At 62.4% G+C, this 15449-nt stretch carries 13 protein-coding genes; 4 read left to right on the forward strand and 9 right to left on the reverse strand.

Translation table 11 applies throughout. The features are described 5' to 3' along the window. Positions 1-3: 3 nt before the first annotated feature. The gene (locus MOK15_RS20880; protein ID WP_242933594.1) at positions 4-663 is read right to left on the reverse strand and encodes an isochorismatase family protein; all 660 of its coding nucleotides are present in this window, start codon (positions 661-663) and stop codon (positions 4-6) included. A gap of 281 nt (positions 664-944) precedes the next feature. Between MOK15_RS20880 and MOK15_RS20885 the strand changes: the two genes are divergently transcribed. Further along, positions 945-1367: a PIN domain-containing protein gene (locus MOK15_RS20885; protein WP_242933595.1), complete on the forward strand. Its 423-nt coding sequence runs from the start codon at positions 945-947 to the stop codon at positions 1365-1367. Further along, positions 1364-1612 (forward strand): pilus assembly protein HicB, encoded by a 249-nt coding sequence (locus MOK15_RS20890; RefSeq protein ID WP_242933596.1) that lies wholly within the window; start codon positions 1364-1366, stop codon positions 1610-1612. The genes MOK15_RS20885 and MOK15_RS20890 overlap by 4 nt, the downstream gene beginning before the upstream one ends. 924 nt (positions 1613-2536) lie before the next feature. Here MOK15_RS20890 and MOK15_RS20895 read toward each other — a convergent pair. Genes MOK15_RS20895 through MOK15_RS20910 form a run of 4 tightly spaced genes read right to left on the reverse strand, consistent with a single transcriptional unit; the run spans position 2537 to position 9172 of the window. Next, positions 2537-3994, reverse strand: a complete 1458-nt coding sequence (locus MOK15_RS20895; RefSeq protein WP_242933597.1) for an ABC transporter permease subunit — start codon at positions 3992-3994, stop codon at positions 2537-2539. Continuing rightward, the gene (locus tag MOK15_RS20900) at positions 3991-5394 is read right to left on the reverse strand and encodes a DUF3526 domain-containing protein (RefSeq protein WP_242933598.1); all 1404 of its coding nucleotides are present in this window, start codon (positions 5392-5394) and stop codon (positions 3991-3993) included. Before MOK15_RS20900 ends, MOK15_RS20895 begins: the two co-directional genes overlap by 4 nt. Beyond that, positions 5391-6134, reverse strand: coding sequence for an ABC transporter ATP-binding protein (locus tag MOK15_RS20905; RefSeq protein WP_242933599.1), 744 nt, complete (start codon positions 6132-6134; stop codon positions 5391-5393). Before MOK15_RS20905 ends, MOK15_RS20900 begins: the two co-directional genes overlap by 4 nt. A gap of 38 nt (positions 6135-6172) precedes the next feature. Next, positions 6173-9172, reverse strand: coding sequence for a TonB-dependent receptor (locus MOK15_RS20910; protein WP_242933600.1), 3000 nt, complete (start codon positions 9170-9172; stop codon positions 6173-6175). 146 nt (positions 9173-9318) lie between these two features. On the opposite strand from MOK15_RS20910, the gene MOK15_RS20915 reads away from it, so the two are divergent. After that, complete coding sequence (locus MOK15_RS20915; RefSeq protein WP_242933803.1) at positions 9319-9879, forward strand: YkgJ family cysteine cluster protein; 561 nt, start codon at positions 9319-9321, stop codon at positions 9877-9879. 21 nt (positions 9880-9900) lie between these two features. Here MOK15_RS20915 and MOK15_RS20920 read toward each other — a convergent pair whose 3' ends face one another. Continuing rightward, the gene (locus tag MOK15_RS20920; RefSeq protein WP_242933601.1) at positions 9901-10677 is read right to left on the reverse strand and encodes an SDR family NAD(P)-dependent oxidoreductase; all 777 of its coding nucleotides are present in this window, start codon (positions 10675-10677) and stop codon (positions 9901-9903) included. A gap of 51 nt (positions 10678-10728) precedes the next feature. Beyond that, positions 10729-11154: a helix-turn-helix domain-containing protein gene (locus tag MOK15_RS20925; RefSeq protein ID WP_242933602.1), complete on the reverse strand. Its 426-nt coding sequence runs from the start codon at positions 11152-11154 to the stop codon at positions 10729-10731. Between the two features lie 83 nt (positions 11155-11237). Between MOK15_RS20925 and MOK15_RS20930 the strand changes: the two genes are divergently transcribed. Further along, positions 11238-11972 carry an SDR family oxidoreductase gene (locus MOK15_RS20930; protein WP_242933603.1) on the forward strand — a complete coding sequence of 245 codons (735 nt, stop codon included), beginning with the start codon at positions 11238-11240 and terminating at the stop codon, positions 11970-11972. Between the two features lie 250 nt (positions 11973-12222). Here the strand turns inward: MOK15_RS20930 and MOK15_RS20935 are convergent, their stop codons facing one another. After that, positions 12223-13452 (reverse strand): phospholipase A, encoded by a 1230-nt coding sequence (locus MOK15_RS20935; protein WP_242933604.1) that lies wholly within the window; start codon positions 13450-13452, stop codon positions 12223-12225. A gap of 305 nt (positions 13453-13757) precedes the next feature. Next, positions 13758-15377 (reverse strand): GMC family oxidoreductase N-terminal domain-containing protein, encoded by a 1620-nt coding sequence (locus tag MOK15_RS20940; RefSeq protein WP_242933605.1) that lies wholly within the window; start codon positions 15375-15377, stop codon positions 13758-13760. Between the last annotated feature and the right edge of the window lie 72 nt (positions 15378-15449).

Raw genomic sequence — 15449 nt, forward strand, 5'->3', positions numbered from 1 at the left:
AGCTTAGTGGGCGCCCTCGGAAGCGTTGAACATGGTCTTGGCGTAGGTGATGCCCAAGCCATAAGCGCCGCCCCACTTCTTCGCGAAACCGGTGGTCATGTCGTAGGTCTCGGTGCGCGCCCAGTCGCGCTGCAACTCGAGGAGATACTGGAGCGAGGTCATCGGCTTCGCACCTAGTTGGATCATGCGCTCGACGGCACGCTCATGGGCTTCTTCGGAGATGTCGCCGCAGGCGTCGGAGATGAAGTAAACGTCGAAGCCCTGATCGATCGCCGAGGCGACGGGACCGACGATGCAGACCGAGGTCCACAGGCCTGCGAAGATGATACGCTCTTTGCCGATGCGGTTCACCTCATCGATGACAGCGGCATCTTCCCAAGTGTTCATCGAGGTGCGGTCGAGCAGTGGCTGGTTCGGGAAGGCGTGAGTAATCTCGCTGAACATCGGGCCGGAAAAGCTGTCGAGGGCGACCGTGGTCAGGATGGTGGAGACGTTGAAGCCAGCAGCGGCGTTGGCGACCAGCGCGGCATTATTGCGCAGAAGTTCGGTCGAAATCGACTTGGTGGCGAAGGCCATCTGCGACTGGAAGTCGATCATGACGAGGGTGTGATCGTTCGGCGTGATCAGGGATTTGCCGGGGGTCGGGTTCGCTTTGATGGTCATGTAGGTCTCCAATCGAATTTCGTTCACTCGGTTCGTTCCGGTGTGCTTGGAGATCTAGCGTGGCCCGTTACTGCTGCGCAGCCTGATAAAACATGGCCTATCATTCGATTAATTAGAACAGTGCAGCGAGTCGAAGTTAAGGGGCCACATTCGCGGATCTGCGACTGGGCGATCTCCCCGGCAGATCGCAACATTCCAGATTCATCTTGATGCGCTGAAATGGCACGCGATCACACCGCCATCCTAACATAATGCACCCTATGCTCACGAGCTGCCAATAAATGATTAAAATTCAAGATGTTGTGAGTTTTTCTTTTCACCTCTCAGGACACATTTTTGAGTCATTTACGCCGAATCGCGAACTCCCCTACGCTGTATCCGTTGCGCTGGTGTTGGAATATGAGGCTGTGCTCAATCGCGCGGCGATGCGCGAGGCGAGTTGGGCATCGAAGATGGAGTTGGATCAGGTGCTAGATGCCGTGGTTGGACAGGCGCGGCGGATCATGTCTATCAGGACCAAGCTTCGTCCGACGCTGCGCGATCCGGCCGACGATATGGTTCTGGAATGCGCGGTCCAAGCCGGGGCAGATGCCATCGTTACTATGAACGTACGGGACTTCACGCCAGCACGAGAATTGTACCGGGTGGATGTCATCAAGCCAGGTGAGTTATTTTTACGCCTCGAACGAGGAGAGATGAAATGAGTAACTATCCTTTGCGGTTGCCAGATCATGTTATGGCAGCGGCCAAGCATCTAGCGGAGCTGAACGGCCCGTCGCTTAACCAGTTTCTGTCGTCGCTGATTGCGGAGCGGGTAGGGGAATTGAGGGCAACCGCAGACATTCGGCTCCGTGCCGAACGCGCTAATCCGGCTAAGGCGCTTGCAATCCTCGCGCAGGTGCCAGATCGAACTCCGCTTGCCGGTGACGAATTGCCTGGGACGCATTGAAGAAGCGGCTGCCTCAATAAAGGGGAAGGTAATGCACCCGGCGCACGGGCAATTCACCCTACGCTCATGATCTGCCAATAAATAGTGTAAAATCAAGAGTTTATGAGCACGGTCCATATTCTCTCAGGGCACATTTTTGCGTGAAATGTTGCGCTGGTCAAGGGATATTCGCAGCATAGTCTAGGGTTCTCTGCGCCGCCCATTCTTCACTATCGCATCAGAAATGGCTTTGATGATTTCGGGGAGCCGGTCAATTAGGCGAGGCAACACCCGCCACACGAGGGTCAGCAGCGTGAGCGCGAATAGCCCACTGGCGCTCACACCTCCTGTCAACAATGTTGATGCAATTTCCGACATACCGATATTTTCAACCACAGTTGAGTGATAGATCAAGGGCAGTGCGGTTCAAAAAAATGAAATAAAGCCGTTGACTCAGCAAATCCACGGAAATCATGGAATAATCAAATTATCATTGTCTATCAGTATGTTGTGACTCACTTCATTTCGAAGTGGCATTAAGTCGCGAGCATTCCGATATCTCGAATGGCTGGCGAACAACTATCCTCACTCAAAGTTTTCATTCAAATTACCGGCGCTATCATTAGGGTGACGCAGAGGGATTGAGCAGTTCGGCGGCAAGCGCGACCAATCGACCTCACCCCAAAGCATCGGCGGCGGTGTAGTTCGGCGCGCGTCGGCGGTCGACGCCCGGCGGCAGCTCTATAGGCGACGCCGATTCGTTATTTTTATCCTGCGCGGGGCGGCCGATTTGAACATGCCCTGTCGTGCCAGAGGGACGCCACCGCCTGCCGTTCGAGCTAGGCCCGCGTCGCGGTATAATTGGGCGTCGTGCGGAAACTGCCTGCCCCGCTCGGCGTGATGCGGCGACGAGCAGGAGGAGGTGAAGTATCGAATCAGTCCCCATTAAGCCGGCCAGACATGCAGGCGGCGGACAGCCCAGATGATCGTCAGTGCGGTGACACTGGCAAGATAAAGCAGGCCGAAGCCGATCGCGCGCATGACGGCGCCATGGTCCGGCGCGGGCACGAAGCGGGGCACGTCGTCGTACCGCGTGAAGTTCAGGCGTCCGGGACAGTCGGGGCAGCTTCGGTGGGGATCGGCGGCGTTGGTGAGCGCGAGAGGCTCGAACCAGCGGCGCAGGCGCTCGTCATAGGCGTCGGCCGCCGCAACGAAAGCAAGCTGGTGCCGCACGTCATTGCCGGCGGCGGCCTGCAGCGTGCCGTCCAGCATCATCGCCGGTGACATGAGGCGCTGCCAGTCGGTCGCACCCGCAACTGCAAGATCGCGCGCGACGAAAGTTTCGCGATCCGATTTGAGCGCGTCGCGATAGAATGCGTCGCGGGCGAAGCGCTTCACCTCAGGGCTTTTCAGCATCTCGGTCGAGCGGCTCTCATCGTGTGGAAAGCGGCCAAGCCATGCGGCGTGAACCGCCGTCTCGTCGCGGTAAAAGGCGTCCATCGCCGCCCGGCTGCGGTCGATATAGGCGATACGCGACGGCGCCGGCAGCGCGGTTCTGACGGCAAGCGCGGCGATAGTCGGCGCCAACACGGTCAGCACCGCCCATCCGAGCACCAGCATGACCACCGAACCGACCGTCCCACGCCAGAAGCTCGCGGCCAATAGGGTCAGCGCCACCCAGAACAGCACCCACATCGCAACCAGCAGCGCCACGCCCAGAATCACCAATGAGCCCAGCGAGCCCGCGATCAGCAGCGCGAGCAGCATTCCGCCGACAATGGCGACCAGCGAAACTATCGCCAGCGCGCTCGCCTTGGCAAGCGCGACCCTACGCAGCGTTACAGGCTGCGCGGCGATCATCCTAAGCACGCCCGAGTCCTGCTCGCCAGTGAGCCGGCTCGCGCCGATCGCGATCAGTCCGAGCGGCACCAGGTAGATCAGGACGAAAGCGAGATCGAAGCTGCCGAGATCGAGCGCGTGCAGGTTTCCGAGATCGAAGGCGGTATCTGGAAATATCTTGTTGAAATCGATGCGGATATGGGAGGGCTGGAGATCCGCCTGACCGGTCGCCAGTCCCGCAAGCGGCAGCGGCGGCTTCACCGCATGCGTCACTAGGAAATAGTTCATGTAGCCGAATGCGTCAGTTGGATCGCGATGATACTCGATCCGCAGCGGCGAAGGTTTGGCGTAGCGCGCGGCGGCTGATTTGGCGGCACTGATCGCTTCGGTCTGCTCGGTGGCGATCGTGGCAAGCGCCGCGTGGGTCCGCTTCACCTGTTCGGCGCCGACCAGCGCTGCCGCGAGCATTGCAGCGAACAGTGCAGCGTACACGGCGACCGCGAGCGGCTGGCGGACCAGCGCCATGACCTCGATGGCGAAGAGGCGGCGGATCATGCCGGTCATGGCCGCACCCTTCGCGCGGCACGGTGGCCGATGGCAACACCGGCCAATAGCCAAAGCACTAGCAGCGCGACCGGCAGGAGTGCCTCCCTCACGGCAGAGCCCAATGGCGCCGGGCGATAGGCGAACGGGGGTAGTTTGGCCCAAACGTCGCGCCCGGCCAGATAAGGGTGCTCCGCACTCCCCGGATGCGCGGCCAGGTTCAGGTTCATGGTGTCGGAAAGCCGGCGCCGATAGGCTTCGGCGGCGCGTAGGAAATCGGCGTGGCGGCGAAGGCCGCTGCCTGCCAGCCCCTCGGACAGCGTCTGCAAGGCGATCGCCGGAGAGAACAGCCCGCTCAGCCGGGCGAGCCGTTCCTGGCGGTCGAGCGCTGCCTCGAATCGGCCAAGCTCGCGATCGAATACCCCATAGTCGTGCTGTTCGCGATCATGCATCATCGTCCCACGCAGATCGACCGGCAAGGCGCGCGCGTCCTCGACCCCATAGCGTGCGAGGATCGCATCCTGGCGCTGCTGGTGAAGGTCGGCGCGGTTGTAGCGCTTGATCTCGGTCTCGATACGCGCCTGCGTCTCGGCATAGATCGGCGTGGGGGCGAAAATCTCCACCGCGCTCGCGGCGAGGCGGGGCGCCACCATGCACAGCAGCACCCAGACGAACAGCGAGGCCGCCAGCGCCGCCCGCGCTGTTCGCGCGATCAGTGACGCGGCGGTCGCGATCAGCAGGAACATCGCGGCATAGCCGATCTGCGCAACCGTCCAGAGCAGCAATCGTGGCCAGGACTGCCACTCGGCAGCCGCCGGCACGAACAGATTGGCGAGCGTGCCGAGCAGCAGCGCGGGGATGCCGACGATCGCCGCGACCGCCACGAGCAACGCGCCCAAGCGCGCGATCAGAAGGTTCGCCGGCACCGCGCCATTCCCCAGCGCCAGCCGCAAGGTGCCGCGCTCCCGGTCCGCCGCGAACGCCGTGAAGCCGAGCAGGATGACCGCGAGGGGGACGAACAGCCGTATTACGCCGGCGGTCGAAGCCACGGCTCCGCGGGAGGTCGCCGGTTCATCCTGAACGGACCGGAAGATCGCGTCGTTCCGGCGATGCGCCTCGATGCGGATCATCCGGCCCAGATAGGGATTGAGACCCGGCTCGATCGCGGCGAGCGGCGGCGTCGGCTTGAATACCCAGATGCCGTAATGCGCCGCCGAGTGCGGGTTTTTGGGGTCCTGTGACAGCCATCGTTCGCGCTCTACGATGGAGAGACTGGCGGCATCCTGCGCGGTTCGGCGGACCTCGCCCAATCTCAGCACGAAGCTGGCCGACATTAGGCCGATCAGGATCACGGCAATCCAGCGCAGGCGCCGGTCCCGTGCGAGCAAGCCCAGTTCGAGCTGCAGCAATCGCGCGATCATACCGCCAGACGCTCCATGTAGAGCTGTTCAAGATCAACATGATCGAGGCGCTTCGGATCGACCTCCTCGGCAATGCGACCGTGGTGAAGGATGCCGACGCGATCGGCGACCTCGTTCAGGCGGTAGAGATCGTGCGTCGCCATCATCACCGCAGTGCCCTGCGCGGCGGTATTGCGCACTATGCGCGAGAATTCGGCGGACGCCGCCGGATCGAGGCCAGATGTCGGCTCGTCGAGCAGCAGCAGCCGTGCCGCGCGTGCCACCGCGATAGCAATACCAACCTTCTGGCGCATCCCTTTGGAATAGCTTCCCGCCTTGCGCAGTTGTGCCTCGGCGGCGAGTCCGGCATCGTCCAGCAGTGCCGCACAACGTTTGTGGTCGAGCGCCAGACCGGCAAGGGTCGTGAAGTAGCGAAGGTTCTCGATCCCTGACATCGCGGGATAGAGCGCGACCTGTTCTGGGATATAGGCAACGTGCCGACGCGCGGCGATCGGATCGGCGCCAGCATCCACGCCCGCCACCTGGACCATGCCTTCGTCGGCGCCAAGGAAGCCGAGGATCAGGTTGATCGTGGTGGTCTTGCCCGCGCCGTTGGGGCCAAGCAGCGCGAAGACTTCGCCGGGAGCGATCGAAAGGTCGATGCCGTCGAGTGCGACCTTGTCGCCGAAGCGCTTGTGTACGCCGGTCAGGGACAGGACCGGCGCCTGCCGACCGAAGGGATCATCGTCTTGGTGGAACATGGGCGGATATCCTTGGGAAATGTCTGGCATCGCGCGGCTCAGAAGCTGACGCTGAGGCTCGCGAAGGCGGAGCGTCCGGTGAAGCCGAAGGGCGAGATTGGGTTGTAGGGGAGGGTTCCTGCATTGTCGGAACCGTTGGTTCCGGCCGCAACGCTCGCCGGTGTCGAGGCGAGATTTTCGGCGGGATAGATGTTCAACAGATTGTTGATGCCCGCCGTCAGCATGATCGCGTTCGTTAGCTGATAGCTCGCCTCGATATCGGTGAGTATGCGGGCGCCGAAGGTCTGGACGATATCGACGTTGGGCGAAGTCGATGAGACCGGCACCAGCCGCACGTCATAGCCGGGCGTCAGCGCCGCGACCTGCGTCGGCGTCCGCCCGGTCAGAGCTACCGCCGAGACCTTTCCGTAACGTGTGTTGGTCAGCCGGATCGTGGCCGCCCCTGATCGATAGGCGAGGCTCAGCAGCAGCTTGTCGCGCGGCTGGCTGTCGGTCAGCCGGACCTGCTGCGTCAGGTCGAACAGCGGGGTCGTGATCCCGATCGCCGCGAGAGGCGGGGGCGTTCCCGCGATGCGCTTGAGCCGCGTCCGGTTGATATTTGCCGCGAAGCTGGCGGTCAGTCGGCCGCTCGCGAACGGGAAATGCGTATTGGCGGTAACATCGATGCCCTGCGTCACCGTATCGACCGCGTTGGTCAGATAGCTGACCGCGGAGATTCCGGGAAATCCGTTCTGTGCCAGCAGGGCGGTGATGCGCGTGTCCTGGAATTGCGAGGAGATGGCGATGCGGTCTTCGATCGCGATGCGATAATAGTCGATCGAAGCGGTGAAGCCCGGCAATGTGACGATGCCGCCGAGCGAGAGGTTCTTCGACGTCTCAGGCTTGAGGTCGCTTGCGCCGACCAGCCGCGCTGCCGGCTCGTCCACCCGGAAGATGCGGAGCAGCACCTGCTGCCCGTTAATGAAGGTACTGGTCGTCGCGTTGAAATAGCTGTGAGCGAGCACCGGCGCCCGGAACCCCGTGCCGTAGTTGGCGCGCGCCGCGAGCCACGGGGTGACGGCGAGGCGGCCGGCGACCTTGTAGCTGGTCGCCTCGCCAAAATCGGAATAACGCTCGTGGCGGAGCGCGCCGACCAGTGTCAGGCGTCCGAACAGCTCCTTCTCTACCTCAGCATAGACGGCGACGCTGTGGCGGGTAGCGCGCACCGCATCGGCATCGGTGGTTCCGGGCGTGGGCTGCGCGCCAATCGGTGCAGGCCGGCCGTTATTGGGGCCACCGGCGATGATCGCGCCGCCATTGCGGTAGCTGTCTGGCTCGCCCGCGATCAGATGATAGCGATCCTCGCGATACTCACCGCCGGCCGCGATCTTCAGCGGCGCGCCGTCGCCAAGCTCGATCGTCCGGATCAGGTCGAGATTGGTCGTCCATTGCCGGTTGTCGGTGCCGCCCCGGTAGAATTCGGTCGGACTCGACGCGCCGAGCGATGGATTGACCGAATGGCTATGGGTGGCGCCGATCTTCACGCCGCCATAGGTCGTCGACAAATCCCAGCCGAGCATCGCCGGATCGCCGCCGCGCATCCCCGCTGAGACGGTAAAGTCGTCGAAGCGCACCCGGGTGGCGGGACGATAGCCGTCAGGAAAGATCGACCGGACCGTCTCGTCCTGCCCGGCGCGACGGAAGAAGCCTTCCGACACACCGTCCAGCCGGCTGTACCCACCTAAGCCGTAGAACTCGATCGTGTCGGCGAGCGGGAGCCGGACGTTCACCAGGCCCGACTTGATCGTGTAAGCTGATTGGCCGAGCGCGAAGACGTCGCGATCGATTGTCGCCTCGCGCGGGTCGAACGTCCCGTTGGCGGGCGTAAGTCCGGTTCCGGAGCCATAGTTTGCCGACGGCGCACGCGTTCCGCCCGCGCCGAAATATTGTTGCCGCGTATCCGGTCGGGCGCGGTTGCTGGCGTTCTGGTCAAGATAGTGGACCGTCGCCCGGATGACGCCGCCATCGCCGACCGGCACCCCGTAGGACGCGCTGATATCCACCAGTTCGCCGTCGCCGGCAGTGTTGGTGCCGACCACAGCTTTGGCCGCCCCGCCGATGCTGTCGTCGAGCACGACGTTGATGACGCCCGCGATCGCGTCGGATCCGTACTGCGCTGCGGCGCCGTCACGTAGTACCTCGATCCGCCCCACCGCGCCGGCAGGAATGGGATTGAGGTCGTAAGTGATGTCGCCGCGGCCGAGGCTGTTGGCTTGGTTGAGCTCGCCGACGGTGTGGCGGCGCTTTCCGTTGACCAGGATGAGCGTCTGTCCGGCCGACAGCCCTCTTAGAGAGATCGGGGTCGCGAAGTCGGCGAAGCTCGACCCCGTGGGCCGCGGCGTGTTGAAACCGGGGACTGCGGCCTTGAGTCCCGACGTGAGGTCCGAGCGGCCGCCCTGCACCACCTGGTCGACCGGTAGCGAATCGATGGGCGTTGGCGAGTCCTCGACCGTCCGACCGGTGAAACGTGTGCCGGTTACGACAATGTCCCTCGCGTCTTCCCTGTTATCGCCCTCCTGCGGCACGACTGGTTGAACCCCCATGGTCTGGGCCAGTGCCGGTTGATACAGGGACGCTCCGGCTAGAGTGATGGCAACCGTTACGGAATCCCGATTGATTAGGCGATCGAACAATTGGCTTCCCCTGAGCAACAGGGGAGACTTTATGACATGAGATATCATAACGCAACCGAGTAGCTTTCCCTGGTCCGAGCGCCGCCGAGCAGGCCAAGCGATAGCGCCAAACTCAGTGTAGACCTCAACAGCATCCACGAGATTGCGCGAGACGTTGAGATAAGCGGCAAACATCGGCTGCGAGACATGCTCACGCTCGCGGATCGCACGGATTTCATCGCCCGCCGGCGCAGGGGCGGGAGCAAGGCACGCCTCATCAAAGCTGCGCAGCGTCGCGCGCGACACCACGCCCGCCTCATGCGCGTCACTCATCATTTCGTGGATCGCGCTCGCAATCTCGCTGGGATAGCCCTCGACGACGATCATGCGTCCGCCGCAACAAGGACATGGTGACGGGCTCTATGGTGGTTCGTCCGGCGTATCAGGTCACGCATCATTGGCAGCCGCCCTGCGCGATTGCGCGCGTCCGATCCCACTTGCGTTCCCGGCAAGGCCAAGGCACCCCAGCTCGGATGCACACAGAGACAGATCTGGAAACGACCCTGCTGGGCCCCGTCCTTTCCAACCGGACGTGCGACGATTGCACGATCTGTTGCACCATCCTGACCGTGGATACGCCTGATTTCAAAAAGCCGGCCGGCACCCCTTGTACACACCTTGGCAGCCATGGATGCAGCATCCATGCCGTGCGTCCGCATATTTGCCGGACCTGGTTTTGCGCCTGGCGCAGGATCGCGGACATGCCCGAAGAGGCCCGTCCAGACCGGTCCGGCATTTTGGTGTCGCTCGATTTTGTCCGTGGGCCGCGCAATTGCTTTGAAGGCGTATCGATCATGGTCCGCTTGCTCCCCGGCAGCGCGGCGATCGGAAATGGCATGGCCGGCGCCATTCTCGACAGCCTCTGCGATGACCTGGTGCCTGTTTGGTTCACTGATGGATCGAAGAAGATGCTGATGCACCCCGAGAGCAGCGTCGTCAGCCTCGTCCTGTCGGGAGAGACCGCGCCTGCACATTTGAGAGCCGAAGTGACCGCCTGGCGAGAGCGCTATGCTGCGTTCGCGACCAAGGGCTAGACCAGGACCCCCGGTCGAGCGTCACCCGTTGGTGCCGATCGTCACGCTCGTGAGCGCCTGAAGGGCCGCAAGCAATCGATCCCCATAGTCGGCGCTCGCCGCAGGCGCCGCAGGCTTTTCACGCCGCATTGCGTGCCAATAGCCGCCACTGGTCCGCGCGCCCTCATCATCGCTCGCGGCCAGCCAGCCTTGTGTCGCCTGGCCAGTTGCAATGTCGACCGGTGCCGAAGCCCCGCCCATGCGCGTATGAACCCAACCCGGATCGACGGCATTGCTCAGAACGTCAGGCCAGTGCCGCGCAACTGTCAAGGCAAGCGCGACGATCTGAAGCTTGGTATCGGCATAGGCCTGGTCCGACTGCCAGCGGCGCCTGGTCCAGTCGAGGTCGTCGAGCCTAGCATTGCCGCCACGATGAAGTCCGCTGCTCATATAGACAAGACGCTTGGGCTGATCGATGCAGGCGGTCAGGACATAGGGCGCCAGCAGATTGACCGCTGTCATGACGCTATGATCTTCCGCCGTTCGACCGCTGCCGGTTGCGCCATAAAGTCCGGCATTGTGGATGACCGCGTCCATGGGGCCGATCGCATTCACCGCATTGGCCAGGCCCCGTGTTTCGGACAGTAGGCTGAGATCGCCGGTCACGATCGTCAACGCTTGGGGTACCTCTGTTTTCAGAGCATCGGCGCGTTCGGCATTGCGCGCATGCAGAACGACAGCATGTCCAGCGGCAAGCAGCGACTGTGCTGCGGCTAAGCCAAGTCCGGTAGAGCTGCCGGTGATGAAGATCCTTGCCACATCAACTCCGTTTCAGGTCTTTTTACGGGAGCCCGTAAGGGGAGAAACGCGTCAAGCCAATTTGCGCTGCCAGCTGTCGCGCTCGGCAAATATCTTCTGCACTTCCGCCATATTTTCTGTCCCCCAGCTGCACAGGGGTTCAAGCGCTTGGGCGAGGCTCTCCCCCAAGGGGGTCAGCGTATAGTCGACCCGCGGCGGCACTTCCTTATAATCCGTACGCAGAAGTATCCCGTCCGCCTCCAATTCCTTCAGTTGCTGGATCAGCACCTTGTCGCTCACGTCGCGGATCGCGCGTTTGAGGGCGCCGTAGCGGTTTGGCCCCTGGAGCAGAAAGTAGAGGATCAAAGGCTTCCATTTGCCGGCAATGACCTTGAGCGTCGCGTCGAGACCGCAGGTGAAATTGGGTGCAACGGTGCCGGCTGAGCAGGTCCCTGCGGGCAGTGAGGAGTCAGGTGCAGGTTCAGGGGTGTTGGACATTTTTGATACTTACCTAAAGGTGCATACTTGTCGGTAGGTATGCGCGCGGCCAGCTACGTGCAACCTTAGATTTGGAGGCACTTATGAACAGACTGGAAGGCAAGACCGCCATCATCACCGGCGGAGGCACAGGCATAGGCCTGGCATCGGCCAAGCGCTTCATCGCGGAAGGTGCGTTCGTCTACATCTTCGGACGTCGACAGGAAAAGCTCGACGGCGCCCTGCTTGAACTCGGCAGCAACGCCCGCGCCGTGGCGGGTTCGGTTTCCGATCCGGCTGATCTCGATCGCCTTTTCGAGACCGTGAAGGCCGAACGTGGATCGATCGACATCCTCTTCGCCAATGCCGGCACCGGCGCGCTGGTGCCCCTCTCGGCCATCACGCCTGACCATTATGACGAAACTTTCAACGTCAACGTGAAGGGCACTATCCTCACTGTGCAGAAAGGGCTGAAGCTCATGGGCGCAGGCGGATCAATTATCCTGACCGGTTCGACCACGGGCGTGATGGGAACGCCCGCCTTCAGTATCTACAGCGCGTCCAAGGCGGCCGTGCGTAACCTTGCGCGCAGCTGGGCGCAGGATCTGCGCGGGACGGGAATCCGTGTCAATGTGCTTTCGCCCGGGCCAACGCTGACCGAACTGGCGGCCGAGGTTGTCGGCAAGGACGCAATGATCGAGATGGGGGCGACCACGCCGATCGGTCATGTCGGTGACCCTTCCGAAGTAGCGGCTGCGGCAGCGTTCCTTGCCTCATCCGACAGCAGCTTCATGACCGGGAGCGAGCTGTTCACCGACGGCGGACTGGCTCAGATCTAAGCCATCGACGTATTCCTTTCGCGCGGGCTCGCCTTATGGCGAGCCCGCGCCCGGCAGCGGGAAAAGGCGAAATCGCGGAAAACTTCACCGCAATCGCTTTTTTATCGATGACACCTGCTTTGCAAATTGGGCGCGCAGGACGAATAGTTGCGCCACAACCAAGTAAGATAGCGGACAGGCTGGAACTGGGTTCGAGAAATCTTCCGCTAAATGACGGGAATGGGTCGATGGCGAAGGTCGCATTTATATCTTACCGCACCAGCGCCACGCCGATGCGCAGGCGGGTGGTGCGGCGGTTGTAGTCCAGCAGATTCTCGCCATAGCCGACGAAGCTCTGTCCAAAGAGATAGAAGTCCGGGCCGCCGCCCAGAATGCGACGCAGCGGGTAGGATAGGTCGGCTGCGATCGATCCTTTGCCGCTGCCGAAGTTCATACGACTGGAGGTGGAGAGGCGCAGACCGTCGTCCTGGCCAATCTCGACGAAGAGGTCGCTATTGCCGCGATAGCGGCGGATGTCGGGATTGTCCGACAGGTCGCCGGCATAGAGCCATGCGCGCGGCGCCACGATCAGGCGGGTTTCGTTGCCCAGCGAGAATGCCGCCATCGTCGCGACATAGACAGTGTTGAGGCTGCGTGAAAAATCACCGTCGCGTCCGTTGGATTCGTGGCGCAGGCCGACCTGCGCGCTGAGCGTCGCCTTGGCCGATAGCGCCTTTGGCGGAGTGGTGTAGAAGAGTTCCGGCTGGAAATCGATGTTGCGGAAAGGAGAGGAATGCGCCCCCAGATCCCAGAACATGCGCTGCGTATAGGCGAAGTAGAAACCGTCGCCCAGCGCTGGGCGGTCTTCGCGTGCCTGGCTGCCGAACAGCTGATATTTGAAGCTGAGCTGGATGCGCGCCTCGCTATTGGTGCTGGGACCATAGGCCGCATAGATCGGCTGATAGGCGCTCAGATTTTCGAGGAAGGCGTTGCCGACGGTGCGGTCGCTGGGTGAGGGGGTGGCGGGCGTTGGCGTGCCGACAGGCGCAGCGGCGACCTGCGTGTCGGCATCCGATGCGGGATGAGTGGTGCGGTTGGGGGCGGGCGCGGCGACCAGCATCACCGCTTGACCGCTCCAGCTGGGGATCGAGAGCAGTGCGCCGTCCTGAAAGGCGTCCGGCTCCAGCCGATAGCGCGCGGTGGCGAAGCTGCGCGGCGCGATGCTGAGCGCGGCGGGGGTGGCGGGATCGCGCCGCAGCATAACAGTACGCCCGGTGCCAAGCGCGCCTGGCCGGACGAGCTGGGCTTCCACCATGTCGGCCACATCTGCCTGCATCGTCGCCGTACCGGTGTTGAGCAGGCGAATATCGACCAGTGTCCCGCCGATGGCCTGTGGTTCCACATGGCCGATCAGCGTTTCGATGCCGTTCTCGGCCAGGGCCGCACCGGGCAAGACCGCGGCTAAAATGGCGGACAGCAGGAGCGTGAGGTCGATCTTCATTAGGCTGTCTTCTGTCGAAGCGGGCGTTGTGCCTCCCTTACCCGATTTCCCGGACCAGACGAAATATTTGTGCTGCTGTGATAACGGGACTGTCAGCCATCCTAGCATTCCCGTGGCCGAAGTGATCGACTGCGGCGTGGCGGCTGCCTCTTCGATGGGATGGGCAGCTTTGCCAAGTCGCTGGCTAGTGGTCACTCGTGAAGCGTCCTCGCAGACGAAGATGGCGGGGAACGGATTGAGACGGCAGACAGCTCTACTTTGGAACCAGATGTTTGACCGCATAGAGGATTGTTTTGAGCCGGTTGCTACTGAAGCCCGTGCTTGCCGCGCAGCATTTGAGCGGCCCGCTCGCCGATGATAGCGCAGGGCGCCTGCGTGTTCCCGGTTGTCACTCTCGGCAGGATTGAGCCGTCGGCAACACGCAAGCCTTCTACACCGTGGACGGCAAGCGTGGCATCGACGACTGACATGTCGTCCAGGCCCATTTTCGCCGTTCCACACTGGTGCCAGTAGGTAACCGCGGCATCTCGAAGGAAGGCGTCATCGATGTCGGTTCCCGCGCCGGGAATGGCCTCGCGGCTGACATGAGGCTTGAACGCATCGCTGTTGCCAAGGTCGCGGCAGAGCTTTACGCATGCACGAGCGGCTTCCATGTCCCGGGGATCAGACATCATGTTCGCATCGACAATCGGCGGTACGGAAGGGTCTGCTGACGCCAATCGTACCTGTCCGCGACTGTGCGGTTGTGCGAGGCCGGCGAACATCGTCCAGCCGTGGGCCGGAACGCCACGAAGCGCGGTACGCTCGCTGGGGACGGGGAACTCGACCTGACAAAACAGCAAATCCGGCGTTTCCAGCTCGGGCCTGCTTTTCCAGTAGAGTGTTGCCTCGCTTCCACTGTTGCGCGGCGCCAACGGCTCGCGATATTCCCACGTACAGCCGAAAGAGACATGATCCTGAAGGTTGCGGCCCACACCTGGAAGATGCTGCACGAGTGGAATGCCGTACTGGGCAAGTTGATCGCGCTCGCCCAGGCCGGACAGCATGAGCAGCTTTGGCGTGTTGATCGCGCCGGTAGAGGCAACTATTTCGGTACTAGCCGTGATCCTCGCGATTGCGCCCGCGCGTTCGATCTCGACCCCGGCGGCCCGGCTCCCATTGAAAAGAACCCTGCGAACAAGCGTGTCGGTCAGAATGGTCAGGTTCGAACGGTCGGCCAAAGGTTGGACATAGGCCCTGTAGAGCGAATGGCGCCGTCCATCGCGCACCAGCATGTCAGTATAGGCTGCGCCACCTGCGCCTTCCATCATTCGCCCGTTGGGATTGTCGAAACGGGGAATGCCGAGCGCCCCGGCGGCATCTAGCAGCGCGCCGGCGAGCGGGCTCGGATTGCGGGCTGGCTGCACCCAGACCGGCCCGGCGGTGCCCCGATATTGCGGATCGGGCGTGCCCTGCCAGTTCTCGATTCGACGATAGATGTCGAGTACAGCATCATAGCCCCAGCCAGGATCGCTCGATTGCGCCGCAAAATGGTCCCAGTCGCTGCGATGGCCTCGCGCCCAGACCATGACGTTGATACTGGACCCGCCACCCAGTCCTTTGCCCATCGACATGGAAAGTGCCCGGCCGTCGAGATGGGGATTAGGTTCGGTCTCAAACCCCCAGTCGCGCTCGCTGCCGAGATTGGTCGGCCAGAGGGCCGGGTCCAGCACAGCTTCCGCTTCGTCGCTGCCGCCCGCCTCGATCAGGAGTACATCGCAAGCGGGGTTTTCGGCGAGGCGCCGTGCAATCACCGACCCGGCAGCGCCTGCGCCGCACACGATGAAGTCATAGGCCGGCTTGAGGTTCGCACAGCGCTGAGCCTGATTTTCGCGCGCACGGCGGTCCTGGTCCCCGGGATCACCAGAGAAGTTGGTATCTGTCATTGTATGGATCTTTCCTTGGTCGGCTTATCGCCGTTCCCGCTGAACCGCTCGGAGCGGGCTGGGATATGGGCT

Origin of the sequence: Sphingobium sp. BYY-5 (assembly GCF_022758885.1) — a bacterium.
In the GTDB taxonomy this organism is placed as follows: Bacteria; Pseudomonadota; Alphaproteobacteria; order Sphingomonadales; family Sphingomonadaceae; genus Sphingobium.

Excerpts from the sequence above, each read along its gene's own strand:
- MOK15_RS20880 (WP_242933594.1), bottom strand. The coding sequence starts at position 663 with ATGACCATCAAAGCGAACCCGACCCCCGGCAAATCCCTGATCACGCCG.
- MOK15_RS20885 (WP_242933595.1), top strand. The coding sequence starts at position 945 with ATGATTAAAATTCAAGATGTTGTGAGTTTTTCTTTTCACCTCTCAGGA.
- MOK15_RS20890 (WP_242933596.1), top strand. The coding sequence starts at position 1,364 with ATGAGTAACTATCCTTTGCGGTTGCCAGATCATGTTATGGCAGCGGCC.
- MOK15_RS20895 (WP_242933597.1), bottom strand. The coding sequence starts at position 3,994 with ATGACCGGCATGATCCGCCGCCTCTTCGCCATCGAGGTCATGGCGCTG.
- MOK15_RS20900 (WP_242933598.1), bottom strand. The coding sequence starts at position 5,394 with ATGATCGCGCGATTGCTGCAGCTCGAACTGGGCTTGCTCGCACGGGAC.
- MOK15_RS20905 (WP_242933599.1), bottom strand. The coding sequence starts at position 6,134 with ATGTTCCACCAAGACGATGATCCCTTCGGTCGGCAGGCGCCGGTCCTG.
- MOK15_RS20910 (WP_242933600.1), bottom strand. The coding sequence starts at position 9,172 with ATGATCGTCGTCGAGGGCTATCCCAGCGAGATTGCGAGCGCGATCCAC.
- MOK15_RS20915 (WP_242933803.1), top strand. The coding sequence starts at position 9,319 with ATGCACACAGAGACAGATCTGGAAACGACCCTGCTGGGCCCCGTCCTT.
- MOK15_RS20925 (WP_242933602.1), bottom strand. The coding sequence starts at position 11,154 with ATGTCCAACACCCCTGAACCTGCACCTGACTCCTCACTGCCCGCAGGG.
- MOK15_RS20930 (WP_242933603.1), top strand. The coding sequence starts at position 11,238 with ATGAACAGACTGGAAGGCAAGACCGCCATCATCACCGGCGGAGGCACA.
- MOK15_RS20935 (WP_242933604.1), bottom strand. The coding sequence starts at position 13,452 with ATGAAGATCGACCTCACGCTCCTGCTGTCCGCCATTTTAGCCGCGGTC.
- MOK15_RS20940 (WP_242933605.1), bottom strand. The coding sequence starts at position 15,377 with ATGACAGATACCAACTTCTCTGGTGATCCCGGGGACCAGGACCGCCGT.